Source organism: Exiguobacterium sp. s161, assembly GCF_018619045.1.
In the GTDB taxonomy this organism is placed as follows: domain Bacteria; phylum Bacillota; class Bacilli; order Exiguobacteriales; family Exiguobacteriaceae; genus Exiguobacterium_A; species Exiguobacterium_A indicum.
Window position 1 is genome coordinate 231,056 of record NZ_JACSNH010000003.1, and the last position, 14,585, is coordinate 245,640.

The window sequence follows — 14,585 nt, forward strand, 5'->3', positions numbered from 1 at the left end:
GATGCAGAACGAACGCCAAGCGGGCTTCTCTTTGCTTGAAGTGATGCTCTCGATCGTTGCAATCGGTATCTTTATGATGTTAGCGATTGATCCTTATCTCGATTTACGGACGAAACAAATGAAATGGGAACAAGAGACGGAACAGCTTGAGCAGATGGCGACGGATCAAGTTGAAAACCGAACAGCGTCCTATGTCCTGAAACAAGGAGCGTGGTGCAATGAAACGATGTGTCTTGCGAGCGGAATCCGGAATGACCCTTCTCGAACTCTCATTCGTCCTATGGCTGAGCCCACTTCTTCTGCTGGCAATCTTGACATTGACCCCTCTCGTTCGTCCGCCGGAAGTCAACCGAATGAATGAAAAATTGTTCTTTCATACCGTGGAACGACTGATGTGGCGTAGTACGATGTGTGAGCGCGTCGGAGACGAGATTCATGGAATGGACGTCAATCCGGGAGAGACGGCTGAAAAGTGGCGTCTCGTCCGTGTGCAAGATCAACTACGTCTCAAGAAAGAACAGGGAGGTGAACTGACATACGCCCGCGACGTCAAACACTATGTCGTGACAGGGGATGCCGAGATTCTCTCGATTCAGTTGAACGACAGCAGACGTTCCTTCCGATGCGTCAGGAAGGATTCGTCTTGATTCAAACGTTACTGTTACTTCTAGGAATGGGAGTCGTGCTCTTGATTTCTTGTCAGCAAATTGACGAAGAGATGCGGCATCATCAGTTAGAGCAAGAAGCCCTTCAACTCGAGTCTCTCATCCGAGCGGCGAAAGCAGATTGTACGAAGGACGAGACCCTTCACTACCCAATCGGACAAGTCAGCTGTACAGCGACCGATAAAGGCTTTAAAATGGAAGCGAGATTAGAGAATGGTCAAAGAATCGAGGCGGTCGTCACACATGAGTAAGGTTTATTTGATTGGGTTTATGGGAACTGGTAAAACAGCCGTCGGACATCGATTGGGTACCCAATACGAGGTCGACGAACTGGATGAACGGTTCGAACAGGAACATGGACAAACGATTACCGCTTTTTTCGCTGCGCATGGCGAAGCAGGGTTTCGTACACATGAAAGCGAATTGTTGAAGAGTAGCAATGCGGAAGTAATCGTCACGGGTGGCGGGATCATCGAACGGGAAGAGAACCGACTGTACATGCAGGAGTCCGGAACAGTCGTCTGGATCGATACACCCTTTGATTTGATTTGGGAACGGATTGCCGCTGATCCGAATCGTCCACTCGTGACAGAACGGGAACAAGTGAGACGATTGTTTGAACGTCGCTATTCCTTATATGCTGGAGTAGCTACTGTCCGACTCGAAGGAACGGCATCAATCGAAGAATTAACGCGTGCGATTGAAACTGTATTGGAGGAGAAGTCATGATTTGGATTACGTTAGGTATTATTTTATTGGCTATCATAGGACTCGTGTTGTTCGGATTCAGTCTTTACAAAAAGAAGCTGTCTCAGGATATTCGGCAGTTAAAACAACTGATGGACCGCTTTACGATTCGTCAGCAAACCTTGCAGACGAACATTGATCATACGACGCAGCGAATCGATCAAATCAAAGGGAATATCAATCGAATCACTGAAGAAGGAAATCGTGTGAAGCAAGGAGCGAGCCAATTGGTGACGGAAGGTCGTCGACTCCAGGAAGAAATCAAACGAACTGCCGGAATCAAACAATTTTGAAATGGCTTTCATGGGAAGAATATGAAACAATAGGAGAGAAGGGACAGGGTCCTTTCTCTCTTTTTCGTATGTTCCTTTTTCCGAATAATACTAGATAATTATGATTTTAATTGGTAAGATGGATTTGAAAATGGAACATTAAAGAGAAGAGAGAGTAAAAACGTTCGTAAATAGGGGGATTTGTATGAGTCAAACGACATTGAAAAGAACACCGTTATTCGAAACGGTTTCGCAAACCGGTAAGATGGTGGATTTTGCGGGATTTGAAATGCCAGTTTTGTTTTCCTCGATTAAAGAAGAACACGTTGCAGTAAGGGAGAACGTCGGCATGTTCGATGTCTCGCACATGGGAGAACTGTTCGTCAGCGGACCGGATGCTCTGACGTTTTTACAAGCTACATTATCGAACGATATTTCAAAGATTGCGGTGGGGCAAGCGCAATATAACGTCTTATGCCAAGAAGACGGTGGGACAGTGGATGATTTACTCGTCTATCGTTTGGCAGAAACGGACTATCTTCTCGTCGTCAATGCTTCGAACATTGAAAAAGACGAACAACATTTACGTCACTATCTAACAGGGGACGTCACGCTTGAGAATCAATCGGAACAATATGGTCAAATTGCGGTCCAAGGACCACGTGCGGAAGCCATCCTTTCCGGCATGACACCACTTGTCTTATCAGAGATCGGATTTTTCAAGTTCCAACAGGGGACGGTTGCAGGAGTGGAAATGATCGTCTCACGCAGTGGGTACACAGGGGAAGATGGGTTCGAACTCTACATGGCAGCTGGTGACGCACCTGCTGTCTGGCAAGCACTACTTGAGCAAGGTGTCGTACCATGCGGGCTCGGGGCACGTGACACATTACGGTTTGAGGCATGTCTTCCTCTTTATGGACATGAATTATCAGCAACGATTTCACCAATCGAAGCGGGAATGGGCTTTGCGGTCAAACCACAAGTCAAACCGTTCGTTGGTTCGGAAGTCTTGTTGCAACAGAAAGAACAAGGAGCACCGCGGCGCTTGATCGGTCTTGAATTACTCGATAAAGGGATTGCGCGTCAAGATGCACCGGTTTGGCATGACGGGGAAGTCGTTGGTGTGGTGACGACAGGTACGTTGCCGCCGACAGTCGGAAAAGCGATTGCTTGGGCACTCGTTCCTGCAGAAGTAGTGGAACAAGAACAATTTGAAGTGGAAGTACGCGGAAAACGTTTAGCAGCGAAACGAACAGCGACACCGTTTTATCGTCGCACGAAATAAGGGGGATATTTCTATGGATTTTCGTTATTTACCAATGACAGCAGAAGATGAGCAAGCGATGTTACAGACGATCGGTGCAGCATCGATCGAAGATTTACTCGCTGATATCCCGGCATCCGTCCGTGATAACGGTACATTGGAAGAAGTCGGTGTGCCACTTCCGGAAACGGACTTGATTCGGACGCTATCGAAGCTTGCCGACCAAAACATGAATACGAAACAATATCCATCGTTCCTTGGCGCAGGCATCTATGATCATTATGCACCTGCTGTCGTCAATCATATGTTACTGCGCTCAGAGTTTTACACTGCCTATACACCGTATCAGCCAGAGATTTCGCAAGGTGAACTACAAGCGATTTTTGAATTCCAATCGATGATTTGTGAATTGACAGGGATGGATGTCGCGAACTCGTCGATGTATGACGGGATCACGGCGTTAGCGGAAGCGGCTATGCTTGCGTGTGCCCATACGAAGAAAAAGACGATCGTTCTTTCAGACGGCGTTCACCCGGAGGCACACGATGTCGTTCGGACGTATGCGAACGGTCCAGGACTAAACGTCGAGACGTTGGCGCTTGAGCAAGGTGTCACACGGATCGATCAACTCGATGCCATCGAAGACGTCGCCTGTGTCATCGTGCAGTATCCGAACTTCTACGGTCGTGTCGAAGAACTACAAGCATTGGCCGATGCGACTCATGCTCGTGGTGCGCTGTTCATCGTCTCTGCGAATCCACTGGCACTCGGTATCTTAGAAGCACCAGGTAAACTTGGCGCTGACATTACGATCGGAGACTGCCAACCGTTCGGAATTCCACAAAGTTTTGGTGGACCGACGTGTGGTTATTTCACGACGACAAAAGCGTTGATGCGTAAGATTCCAGGACGTCTCGTTGGGCAGACCGTCGATGAGAATGGGAAACGCGGTTTCGTTCTGACGTTACAAGCACGTGAGCAACACATTCGCCGTGACAAGGCGACATCTAACATCTGTTCGAACCAAGCGTTGAATGCACTCGCTGCTTCGATTGCGATGAGTGCACTCGGAAAACGGGGTATCCGGGAACTCGCGACACGCAACTTGCAAACGGCACATGCCTTAAAACAAAAGCTGAAACAGGCTGGCTTTACGATCGTTGACGATGGACCGAGCTTCAATGAATTCGTCGTTACGCTACCAATCGACGCGACACGTGCGAGTCAACAATTGCTCGATCACGGGATCATCAGCGGTTTGCCGTTAGGATCGTATGACGCGGCACGTCAAAATGAAATGCTTGTTTGTGCAACGGAATTACGGACGAATGAAGAGTTGGATCAATTCGTGACAGCGTTAGGGGGACTCACACATGAATGAGCAAACATTGATCTTTGAAATTTCTAAACCGGGTCGTATCGCCTATAGCTTACCGTTACCGACTGTCGATGAGGTGGCAGTAGAAGAATTGTTACCGACCTCGATGTTACGGAAGGAAGACGTGGCGCTACCGGAAGTATCTGAACTGGATCTCGTCCGTCACTACACGGCACTCTCGAACCGTAACCATGGTGTGGATTCTGGATTCTATCCACTCGGATCATGTACGATGAAATACAACCCGAAAATCAATGAAGATATGGCACGCCTCCCTGGGTTTGCACACATTCACCCGCTTCAACCAGTCGAAAGTGTCCAAGGGGCACTCGGTTTAATGTATGATCTGCAAGAAAAACTCGCAGTCATCACAGGAATGGATGAAGTGACGCTCCAGCCGGCGGCGGGAGCACACGGTGAATGGACAGGCTTGATGTTGATTAAGGCCTACCATCATGCACGTGGTGACTTTAAACGGACGAAAGTCCTCGTACCGGACTCGGCACACGGAACGAATCCCGCATCGGCATCAGTCGCTGGATTTGATACCGTGACGGTCTTATCGGATGAACGTGGTCTCGTTGATTTAGCAGACTTAAAGAAAAAAGTCGGTGACGATACAGCGGCACTCATGTTGACGAATCCAAACACGCTCGGTTTATTCGAGTCGGATATCGTCGAAATCGCAAAAGCGGTTCACGAGGCGGGTGGAAAACTGTACTACGATGGTGCGAACTCGAATGCGATCATGGGCATTGCTCGTCCAGGGGACATGGGCTTTGATGTCGTCCACTTGAACTTGCATAAGACGTTCACAGGACCGCACGGTGGCGGCGGACCAGGATCGGGTCCAGTAGGGGTCAAACAAGATTTGATTCCGTATTTACCGAAACCAATCGTCCGCAAAGAAGAAGATCGTTATGTCCTCGACTACGATCGCCCGGAAGCAATCGGTCGTGTCAAACCATTCTACGGTAACTTCGGCATCAACGTTCGTGCCTATAGCTATATTCGGACGATGGGTGGGGCAGGTCTCGCTCGCGTCTCGAAAGAAGCGGTCTTGAATGCGAACTATATGTTGGCTCGTCTCAAAGGTGCGTATGACGCGCCATACGACGTCTATTGCAAGCACGAATTCGTCTTGTCGGGTAAACGTCAAAAAGCATTAGGTGTCCGGACGCTTGATATCGCTAAACGTCTGCTTGACTTTGGATACCATCCACCAACGATCTACTTCCCGTTGAACGTCGAGGAGTGTATCATGATCGAACCGACGGAAACAGAGTCGAAAGAAACACTCGATGCCTTTTGTGATGCGATGCTCCAGATTGCAAAAGAGGTCGAAGAGACACCGGATGTCGTTTTGAACGCACCACACACGACGGTCGTCAAACGGATGGACGAGACACTTGCTGCTCGAAAACCGGTCTTACGCTACGAACCAAAACAAGAAGTACACGCATAAGCTGTTTCATAAAAAAGAGGACCTCTCCGACGAAGGAGAGATCCTCTTTTTGCGATGAACGAAGCATTAGCTCCGTTTGATTTTTCCTGACCACTGCTTGAATCCGCCTTTTAACTGATACAGATTCGTATAGCCTGCTTTTTTCAAGACTTTTGCAGCCTGTGAAGAACGCATGCTACCTTGACAATACAAGTAAATCGGCATGTCTTTTCGTAATTCCTTCGAGCGCATCTTCATTTGGCTGACCGGGATGTTACGGGCACCGACGATGTGTCCACCTTTGAATTCCTGTGTTTCGCGAACATCGACGATTTGTGCTTTACGGTAGTTCGCCCGGAATTCTTCTTGCGACAATTTCGTGATGCCTTTGACCGGCATGAAACGCCAAGCGATGTAGGCGATCAGCGCGACCCATAATACGATCGTAATGATAGTTCCAGTTTCCATATTCGACTTCCAACCCCTTCGTTCGTTTAACCTCTGTTTCATTATAGTCAACGAAATCGATTTCGGCAATCGACTCGTGATTGCGCGACCGAGAATGGGTTTGATACACTAAGACGGAAACGTTTTGGGGGTGCTTAAGTGAACAGAGAGTGGCAAGTGTTGACGACGCCGGCGATGGAGCCGGCAATGAACATGGCAATCGATGAAGCATTGATTCAGTTCGTCGGGCGGGGGGAGATCGCACCGACGCTTCGTTTTTACTCATGGGAACCACGTGGATTAAGTGTTGGTCATTTTCAACGGGCAACCCGTGATATCGATCGAGAGCGGATTGCAGAGCTCGGGATTCCGATCGTGCGTCGGATGACAGGAGGGCGCGCTGTCTTGCATGCAGACGAGTTGACATACAGTGTCGTCATCCCAGAAGATACAGAAGGTTTACCACGCACGGTCATCGAAAGTTATCGGATGTTGACGGAAGGGATTCGCAAAGGATACCATCACCTCGGCATTCCGGTCGAATTTTCCGTTCCGCTGACGGAAGAGGAAAAAGAAGAATTACGGAAGCCGAAATCAGCCGTCTGTTTTGATGCAGCATCGTATTATGAACTCGCTGTCGGAAAACGGAAAGTCGCAGGAAGTGCACAAGTCCGCCATCAAGGCGTTGTCTTACAGCACGGTTCGGTCCCACTCTCTGTCGATGAAGGTGAATTGTTTGATTGTTTCTTGTATGATGATGAGTCGACGCGCGAACGGATGAAGGCACGTTTCTCTGGAAAGGCTGTCGCTTTGAATGAGCTAGCAGGTCGCGCTGTCGCCTTTGACGAGGTACGAGAAGCGTTCACGAAAGGCTTCGAAGAGGCGCTTGATTTGTCGTTCGTTCCGTTGACGTTCACGAGTGAGCAGTGGCAGGAGATTGAGCGTCTTGCCGAGAAATACCGTAGTGATGAGTGGAACTGGAAACGCTAATGAATGAAATGGGAAGGTGATGTCGTGCCAACTCCGAGTATGGAAGATTATTTGGAACAAATTTATAAACTGATTGAAGATAAGGGATATGCCCGCGTGTCGGATATAGCGGAGTCGTTAGGAGTTCACCCGTCCTCGGTAACGAAGATGGTTCAAAAGCTCGACCGGGAGACGTACCTCGTTTATGAAAAGTATCGGGGTCTCATGCTGACGCCTAAAGGACGCAAAATCGGGAAGCGTCTCGTGGAACGACATGCCTTGCTTGAAGATTTTCTTCGTCTCGTTGGTGTGGATGAAGAACTGATCTATAAGGATGTCGAAGGAATCGAGCACCATATTAGTATCGAAGCATTGGATAAGATTAACGGAATGATTCAGTTCTTTGCGGAACGTCCTGGTTTGAAAGAGGAACTGCATCGCTATCAACAAGCCCATCCAGAAGATTGAGGCTTGTTTTTTTATATTTCTTTGCTAAAAAAAGTTCTCAAACACGAACGATCCATTACATTTTTATGATAAAGTGCGCATTTTAAGTTGGATATGCTATACTGATCCTGAAAATGGACGAAGGGGGTGGCGGGTGTTCGCACCTTGTCATGGAAATCACGATTAAAGAAAAATTAGTGTCGGAGTCACAACTGAAAGAAAAAGTTCGTGAATTAGCACAACAGATCGAAGCAGATGCGGCTGGGCGTCAAATCGTTCTCGTCGTCGTGTTAAAAGGATCGATGGTCTTTGCTGCCGATTTGATGCGCGAAATCAAAGGAAGCGTTCAAATTGATACAGTCGCGTGCTCTTCTTACGGAACAAAGACCGTCTCTTCCGGGCGTGTTCAGTTGAAGAAAGATCTCGATCTCGATGTGCAAGGGAAATATGTCGTCGTCATCGAAGATATCATCGACACAGGGCGGACGCTCCATTTCTTATGTGATCACATGAAATTGCATCAACCCGGAGTTCTCAAAGTATGTACATTGCTTGATAAACCGGCACGTCGTGAAGTAGAACTCGACGCAGACTATGTCGGTTTCGAGATTCCGGATTACTTCGTTGTTGGGTACGGAATCGATTGTGCGGAGGAATATCGCAATCTACCGTATATCGGTTGGGTCGAAACGGATTGAACACGAAAAAAGGAGGTTCGTCGCATGACGAATCTCCTTTTTAATGTACTTCTGAAATTAGAAAGCACGTTTTTTCTTTTTGCCTTTTTTTCCTTCGATGACTGTCAGATGAGGCGCTTTTGAACGATCCCGCAACGGTCTGACTTTATTCGATGCCGGCGCTTTTGAAGACTTGACCGGTTTTTTCTTAAAGTCTGTCCGGCGAACAGAATTCGAAGAGCCATGCATTTTTTTTGATTGAGCGACGGATTTTCGGTACTGAGCATTTGCGCCCGTTCCGACGCTTCGATTACGAGTCAGGAACTTAAAGAGCAAGAAGATGATCCCGGCGGTAATCCCGAAGAACAGCAATTGTGAAAACAGACTACTTGGATTATTGACGAGTTTATATCCGAAGCCGACAAAAGCGAACAGTAACACGACGAGTGCAAATGTAGAACCAATGCGTTGTCTGATCATAATATCACCCCTGTTATCGATTAACCCAGTGCATTCTCATGTAGGTTATGTTCCTGTTTTTCCAATGCTTCAAACGCATAAATCGCAACCTCGATCTGTGCATCGTCCGGTTCTTTCGTCGTCAAGTATTGTAACCATAGGCCAGGCAAGGCAATGACGCGAAGTCCTTTGATGTGCTGTGCTTTGTTCGTCAGCTGCAACACTTCAAATGAAAGACCGATGACGACCGGTAATAAAGCGATCCGGCAGACGAGACGCAACCAAAGCGGATCCGTTGGCACGATCAGATAGACGAAAAATCCGACGATGACGGTGAAGATCAAGAAACTCGAGCCGCAACGGTAATGAAGACGACTGCTGACGCGAACGTTTTCGACCGTGAGTGGGCGTCCTGATTCGACGCAGTTGATGACCTTATGCTCTGCACCGTGATATTGAAAGAGTCGTTTGACGAGCGGAGTCAATGAAATCACGTAGAGGTAACTGAACAAAAGCGTTAATTTGATTGTTGCTTCGATGACATTTTGAATGACATGTCCTGATAAAGCAGGGAACACATCGAATAGTGACGCAAGGAAAGCAGGTAGTAACGTAAAAAGTAATTTACCGAAAAAGAATGATAGGACTCCGACGACAGCTACGCCGAGCCATTTCGTCAAAGGGCTGGCAGTCGTCTCTTCCGGCTCTTCTTCACCAGGTTTGACACCGTATCGGTCACTTGCGAAGTTCATATGACTGGCACCATTCGCTGAGGACTCCATCAAAGCGAACAAGCCACGTAGAAGTGGAATTTTTTTGCCTTTAGCGATTCGTGGTCGAACCGGTTTTTGTTGGGCGAACGTCTCGATCGACTCATCGTTTCGACGAATCGCTGAGACCGCGTGGGTCGCATTTTGGAACATGACGCCTTCGACGATGGCTTGACCACCGACCGGCGGATTAGTCGTTTTCATAATAGAACGCATCCCGTCTTCATTAAAATTAGGTGTATCGTCAGTGTACTTGATTTACGACAAAAAAACTATGTTCGACTCGTCAAAACGAGGTAATCTTTAGGAGTCGGAAATCGGGTTATGATACAATGAAAAGGAATTCGAGGAGGTGTTTTTTTGCGTGTCTTGATATTAAACGGACCAAACTTGAATTTACTCGGAACACGCGAACCGGATACATATGGAACGGCGACATTAGCCGACTTAGAACACGACCTTCGCACTTATTTTCCGAACATTCAGTTTCGGTTTGAACAATCGAACCATGAAGGACGATTGATTGATGTTCTTCACGAGGAACGGGGAGCGGACGGTATCGTCTTCAATGCGGCTGCCTACACGCATACGAGTATCGCGTTACGTGACGCGATTGCTGCGATCGAAGCACCCGTCATCGAGGTTCATCTATCGAATGTCCATGCGCGTGAATCCTTCCGGCATCATTCGATGATTGCATCCGTCTGCCAAGGAGTCATCGCTGGACTTGGCATGACGGGATATCGTCTGGCAACGGAAGCACTCCAAGCTTTACAACAATCGGAACAAGGGGGAAATCAATCATGAAACAACGGATCGAGGCGTTACAAGCAGCTTTAAAGGAACGGGACCTTCCAGGATTACTCGTCACGAAAGCAGAGAACATTCGATACATTTCCGGCTTCACGGGATCAAGCGGTGCATGTCTCGTAACAGAAGAGCAAGCGTACTTCGTGACGGATTTCCGTTACACGGAGCAAGCGGCAGACCAAGTCAAAGGAATGGAGATCGTTCAAATCGAACGTTCGATTCCAGAGACGATGGGCGAATTGATGGCAGGAGCGCGTGTTCGCGCGGTTGGTGTCGAAAAGGATGCGATGACACTCGGTGCTTTTGAAGCATACGATCAAGCTTCAGCAATCGAGCTTGTTCCGACGACAGGAATCATTGAAAACCTACGCTTGATTAAGGATTCGTCAGAGATTAAGATGATTAAGGAAGCGGTGGAGCTCGCAGACGCGACCTTCCAACACATCTTGACGTACATTCAACCAGGACGAACGGAACTTGAAGTATCAAATGAACTAGAATTCTTCATGCGGAAGCATGGAGCGACGTCTTCTTCTTTCGATACGATCGTGGCATCGGGCTATCGTTCTGCCTTGCCGCACGGTGTTGCCAGCTCGAAGGTCATTGCGACGGGTGAACTCGTCACGCTTGATTTCGGAGCGCTCTTGAACGGTTATGTTTCAGATATCACACGGACTGTCGCAGTCGGTCCGATCAATGCCGAGTTGCAGAAGATCTACGATACGGTCTTGCAAGCGCAACTAGCGGGTGTCGACGGCTTAAAACCAGGCATCACTGGGATCGAAGCGGACGCATTGACACGTGATATCATCAAAGAAGCAGGTTACGGTGAGTACTTCGGTCACTCGACGGGACACGGTATTGGTCTAGAAGTACATGAAGGACCTGGCTTGTCGTTCCGCTCTGAGACGAAACTTGAACCGGGCATGATCGTTACGGTCGAACCAGGTATCTACGTGCCGCAAATTGGCGGATGCCGGATTGAAGATGACGTTTTGATCACGGAAACAGGTCGAGAAATTCTTTCGTCTTCACCAAAAGAACTGATCACTCTCTAATTCAGAGTGACGGGACATTTTAGGAGGAACCATTCATGGTATCAGTAAACGATTTAAAAACAGGATTAACGATTAAGACTTCAGACGGTATGATTTGGCAAGTACTTGAATTCCAACATGTTAAACCAGGTAAAGGGGCAGCGTTCGTTCGGACGAAAATGCGTAACATCCGTAACGGAAACATCCAAGAGATGACATTCCGTGGTGGTGAGCGTGTCGAGCGTGCACACATCGAGCGTAACAAGATGCAATACCTTTACCCAATGGGCGAGACTTACGTCTTCATGGACACAGAATCGTATGAGCAATTGGAATTGACCACGGCGCAAGTCGAAGCAGCTCTTCCATATTTGCTTGAAAACATGGAAGTTCAAATCGCGGTTTACAACGGCGAAATCCTCGGTCTTGAATTGCCGAACACAGTCGTCATGACGATCGTTGAAGCAGAGCCTGGCGTTAAGGGTGATACAGCTTCGAACGTCAAGAAAAATGCGACAGTGGAGACAGGTCATATCATTCAAGTCCCACTCTTCATCGAAGCAGGCGAAAAAGTAACGGTTGATACACGTACAGGTGATTTCACAGGTCGTTACAACGGATAATATTGAAACGACAAGACGTCTCTCACCTTTTATCAGGTCGAGAGACGTCTTTTTTCATCCAGCTTGACTTGCATCCAATGGTATGACCAGTTAATATAAGTATTTGAGTAGGCATTAGCACCTGGTATAATAATTGTGAATACAGCATAGATGGGGGAAGAATGACAGATGAAAATCGATCAGTTGAAACAAGTACTCGAAATGCTCGATCAGTCGAGTGTAAATGAACTCTCACTCGAGACGGATACGTATAAATTGAAGTTGAAGAAACAAGGAGAAACAGTGACGGTCTCGCACCAAGCACCTGTTGCTCCAGTGGCGGCGCCAGCTCCTGTGAAGCAAGCGGCAGCACCAGTCGAGGAAGAGGCGACTGCGGATGATACGGTCACGATCAATGCCTTGATGGTCGGAACGTTCTATTCGCGTCCGAATCCAGATAAACCGGCATACGTCAAAGTCGGTGATCAGATTGAAGTGGGTCAGATCGTTTGTGTCCTTGAAGCAATGAAACTCTTCAATAACTTAAACTCGGAAGTATCTGGAACGGTCGTCGAGATTCTTGTCGCCGATGGAGATCTCGTTGAATTTGGTCAACCACTCTTCCGGATCCGTCCGTAAACGGGGGTGAACAGCATGGAAAAATTATTGATTGCCAACCGTGGAGAAATCGCCGTCCGCATCATTCGAGCGGCAAAGGAACTTGGAATACAAACCGTTGCTGTCTACTCGACAGCGGATAAGGAAGCCTTACACGTTCGTTTAGCCGATGAGGCGTACTGCATCGGTGAGGCGAGTTCTGCTTCATCTTACTTAAACGTTACGAATATCCTCGCGGTCGCAACGAACCGTCAAGTGACGATGATCCATCCGGGTTATGGTTTTTTAGCAGAAAACGTTGATTTTGCTGAGATGTGTGAAGCGTGCGGGATAAAGTTCGTTGGTCCGACGTCGGATGCGATCCGTCAGATGGGGATCAAGGACGTTGCGAAGAAGACGATGATCGAGTGTGGAGTGCCCGTCGTGCCTGGTTCAGATGGAACGGTCACGGACGAAGAAGCGGTCGCACTGGCGCAAGAAATTGGTTATCCGGTCATCATCAAAGCAACAGCAGGTGGTGGCGGTAAAGGGATTCGGGTCGCTCGTTCGGAAGAAGAGCTGATCAACGGGCTAAGTGAGACACGCCGTGAAGCAAAACAAGCTTTCGGAAACGGGGATGTCTATTTAGAACGCTTCATCGAAGAGTTCCGCCATGTCGAGGTACAGGTCCTCGCCGATCGTCACGGGAATGTCATTCACCTCGGTGAACGGGATTGTACCGTCCAGCGCCGGATGCAGAAACTGATTGAGGAAGCGCCGTCACCTGCGGTCAGTGAAGCGACACGATTGAAGATGGGCGAGGCTGCCGTAAAAGCCGCAAAAGCGATTCAATATACAGGAGCTGGGACGATCGAATTCATCTTCGTCGAAGAGACGGAAGAGTTCTTCTTCATGGAGATGAACACACGCATTCAAGTCGAACACCCGGTAACGGAGATGATCACTGGGTTCGATCTCGTTCAAGCGCAATTGCAAGTCGCGCTCGATCATCCGCTTGCCGTTAAACAAAAGGATATCAAGTTCCACGGTCATTCGATCGAATGCCGAATCAATGCCGAGGATCCAGATCATGATTTCCGTCCGTCTGCTGGACGCGTCACACAATACGTGACACCAGGCGGAATGGGCGTACGTATCGATAGCGCAGTCTATCCGGGGTACATGATTCCACCGTACTATGACTCGATGGTTGCGAAATTGATCGTCCATGCGGAAACACGGGAAGAAGCATGTGCGAAGATGGAACGTGCACTGGCTGAATTTTGGATCGAAGGTGTCAAGACGACGATCCCGTTCCACGAACGTGTTCTCAGTCACCCGGTATTCCGGCGTGGGACGTTCACGACGAAATTCGCAGAGCGTGAGCTAAAAGGTACGATCGTTAACTGAATCGGGACGGGAGTTTGTGCGACGAACTCCCGTCTTTTTTTGGCGTTCTCTATGTTTTTTAAAAGAGGAATGTGCTAAACTAACTGATTGAGAACGACAAAAAAAGGAGCACGCAAAATCATGATGAAACGACACATGGCACGCGAACTCGCAGTCCAATCTTTGTTCCAAATGGAGCTTTCGGATCTGACTGCACAAGAGGCCATTGAATTCGCGGTAGAAGGTAAGGAATATGACACATTCGTCGAGCAATTGGTGAACGGTGTCGAAACGAACAAAGCAACGATTGACCAACACATCCGAGAAGCACTGGTCAACTGGTCATTCGAACGACTCGGAAACATCGAGCGGACGATTCTTCGCTTAGCCGTCTACGAATTATTGTTCGAAACGAACATTCCGGTTCGAGTGACGATCAACGAAGCGATTGAATTGACGAAGGCGTTCGCTGACGAAGAAGCGACAAAAATCGTGAACGGTGTTCTCGGTAAGGTCGCACAAGGCGTCGTTAAAGAAAATTCATAAAATTGTAAAACCGAATAGAGACAAACAGACAGAAGAGTGAATCGAACTTTTTGGGGGAGTGG

The 14,585-nt window shown here is 48.2% G+C and carries 20 protein-coding genes; 17 read left to right on the top strand and 3 right to left on the bottom strand.

What is annotated here, in order from left to right; all coding sequences use genetic code 11:
- Window position 1: 1 nt before the first annotated feature.
- The 8 genes from KNQ14_RS10730 (at window position 2) to gcvPB (ending at window position 5,794) form a co-directional block, all read left to right on the top strand.
- Entirely contained in the window at window positions 2-361 is a 360-nt protein-coding gene (locus KNQ14_RS10730) for a type II secretion system protein (RefSeq protein WP_055966873.1), read from the top strand.
- Window positions 362-380: 19 nt separating this feature from the next.
- Window positions 381-647: a hypothetical protein gene (locus KNQ14_RS10735; RefSeq protein ID WP_371743350.1), complete on the top strand. Its 267-nt coding sequence runs from the start codon at window positions 381-383 to the stop codon at window positions 645-647.
- On the top strand, window positions 623-916 hold the full coding sequence (locus KNQ14_RS10740) for a hypothetical protein (protein WP_214860986.1): 294 nt from the start codon (window positions 623-625) through the stop codon (window positions 914-916). The genes KNQ14_RS10735 and KNQ14_RS10740 overlap by 25 nt, the downstream gene beginning before the upstream one ends.
- A complete protein-coding gene (locus tag KNQ14_RS10745) occupies window positions 909-1,394 on the top strand; it encodes a shikimate kinase (RefSeq protein ID WP_214860987.1) in 486 nt (161 codons plus the stop codon). Before KNQ14_RS10740 ends, KNQ14_RS10745 begins: the two co-directional genes overlap by 8 nt.
- Entirely contained in the window at window positions 1,391-1,705 is a 315-nt protein-coding gene (locus KNQ14_RS10750) for a hypothetical protein (RefSeq protein ID WP_214747606.1), read from the top strand. Before KNQ14_RS10745 ends, KNQ14_RS10750 begins: the two co-directional genes overlap by 4 nt.
- 184 nt (window positions 1,706-1,889) lie before the next feature.
- Window positions 1,890-2,972, top strand: coding sequence for a glycine cleavage system aminomethyltransferase GcvT (gcvT, locus tag KNQ14_RS10755; RefSeq protein ID WP_214747609.1), 1,083 nt, complete (start codon window positions 1,890-1,892; stop codon window positions 2,970-2,972).
- Window positions 2,973-2,985: 13 nt separating this feature from the next.
- Window positions 2,986-4,332, top strand: a complete 1,347-nt coding sequence (gcvPA, locus tag KNQ14_RS10760) for an aminomethyl-transferring glycine dehydrogenase subunit GcvPA (RefSeq protein WP_214860988.1) — start codon at window positions 2,986-2,988, stop codon at window positions 4,330-4,332.
- Window positions 4,325-5,794 (top strand): aminomethyl-transferring glycine dehydrogenase subunit GcvPB, encoded by a 1,470-nt coding sequence (gene gcvPB, locus KNQ14_RS10765; RefSeq protein ID WP_133207976.1) that lies wholly within the window; start codon window positions 4,325-4,327, stop codon window positions 5,792-5,794. Before gcvPA ends, gcvPB begins: the two co-directional genes overlap by 8 nt.
- Before the next feature lie 66 nt (window positions 5,795-5,860).
- On the opposite strand, the gene KNQ14_RS10770 is transcribed toward gcvPB, so the two are convergent.
- Entirely contained in the window at window positions 5,861-6,241 is a 381-nt protein-coding gene (locus tag KNQ14_RS10770) for a rhodanese-like domain-containing protein (RefSeq protein ID WP_023467569.1), read from the bottom strand.
- A gap of 138 nt (window positions 6,242-6,379) precedes the next feature.
- Between KNQ14_RS10770 and KNQ14_RS10775 the strand changes: the two genes are divergently transcribed.
- From KNQ14_RS10775 to hpt, 3 genes are all read left to right on the top strand, one after another.
- Window positions 6,380-7,210, top strand: a complete 831-nt coding sequence (locus tag KNQ14_RS10775; RefSeq protein ID WP_023467570.1) for a lipoate--protein ligase family protein — start codon at window positions 6,380-6,382, stop codon at window positions 7,208-7,210.
- Between the two features lie 24 nt (window positions 7,211-7,234).
- Window positions 7,235-7,657: a transcriptional regulator MntR gene (mntR, locus tag KNQ14_RS10780; RefSeq protein ID WP_035398709.1), complete on the top strand. Its 423-nt coding sequence runs from the start codon at window positions 7,235-7,237 to the stop codon at window positions 7,655-7,657.
- A gap of 149 nt (window positions 7,658-7,806) precedes the next feature.
- Complete coding sequence (gene hpt / locus KNQ14_RS10785) at window positions 7,807-8,334, top strand: hypoxanthine phosphoribosyltransferase (RefSeq protein WP_029341088.1); 528 nt, start codon at window positions 7,807-7,809, stop codon at window positions 8,332-8,334.
- Between the two features lie 57 nt (window positions 8,335-8,391).
- Here hpt and KNQ14_RS10790 read toward each other — a convergent pair whose 3' ends face one another.
- Together KNQ14_RS10790 and KNQ14_RS10795 are read right to left on the bottom strand one after the other, a co-directional pair.
- Window positions 8,392-8,793 carry an SA1362 family protein gene (locus tag KNQ14_RS10790; protein ID WP_023467573.1) on the bottom strand — a complete coding sequence of 134 codons (402 nt, stop codon included), beginning with the start codon at window positions 8,791-8,793 and terminating at the stop codon, window positions 8,392-8,394.
- 20 nt (window positions 8,794-8,813) lie between these two features.
- Entirely contained in the window at window positions 8,814-9,746 is a 933-nt protein-coding gene (locus KNQ14_RS10795) for a DUF1385 domain-containing protein (RefSeq protein ID WP_023467574.1), read from the bottom strand.
- Window positions 9,747-9,902: 156 nt separating this feature from the next.
- Between KNQ14_RS10795 and aroQ the strand changes: the two genes are divergently transcribed.
- The 6 genes from aroQ (at window position 9,903) to nusB (ending at window position 14,523) form a co-directional block, all read left to right on the top strand.
- The gene (gene aroQ, locus KNQ14_RS10800) at window positions 9,903-10,349 is read left to right on the top strand and encodes a type II 3-dehydroquinate dehydratase (RefSeq protein ID WP_214860989.1); all 447 of its coding nucleotides are present in this window, start codon (window positions 9,903-9,905) and stop codon (window positions 10,347-10,349) included.
- The gene (locus tag KNQ14_RS10805) at window positions 10,346-11,410 is read left to right on the top strand and encodes a M24 family metallopeptidase (RefSeq protein WP_214860990.1); all 1,065 of its coding nucleotides are present in this window, start codon (window positions 10,346-10,348) and stop codon (window positions 11,408-11,410) included. The genes aroQ and KNQ14_RS10805 overlap by 4 nt, the downstream gene beginning before the upstream one ends.
- A gap of 35 nt (window positions 11,411-11,445) precedes the next feature.
- The gene (gene efp, locus KNQ14_RS10810; protein ID WP_023467577.1) at window positions 11,446-12,012 is read left to right on the top strand and encodes an elongation factor P; all 567 of its coding nucleotides are present in this window, start codon (window positions 11,446-11,448) and stop codon (window positions 12,010-12,012) included.
- A 168-nt stretch (window positions 12,013-12,180) separates the two neighbouring features.
- Window positions 12,181-12,630 carry an acetyl-CoA carboxylase biotin carboxyl carrier protein gene (gene accB / locus KNQ14_RS10815; RefSeq protein WP_035398302.1) on the top strand — a complete coding sequence of 150 codons (450 nt, stop codon included), beginning with the start codon at window positions 12,181-12,183 and terminating at the stop codon, window positions 12,628-12,630.
- A gap of 15 nt (window positions 12,631-12,645) precedes the next feature.
- Window positions 12,646-13,998, top strand: coding sequence for an acetyl-CoA carboxylase biotin carboxylase subunit (gene accC / locus KNQ14_RS10820; RefSeq protein ID WP_023467579.1), 1,353 nt, complete (start codon window positions 12,646-12,648; stop codon window positions 13,996-13,998).
- A gap of 120 nt (window positions 13,999-14,118) precedes the next feature.
- Complete coding sequence (gene nusB / locus KNQ14_RS10825; RefSeq protein ID WP_023467580.1) at window positions 14,119-14,523, top strand: transcription antitermination factor NusB; 405 nt, start codon at window positions 14,119-14,121, stop codon at window positions 14,521-14,523.
- Window positions 14,524-14,585 lie beyond the last annotated feature (62 nt).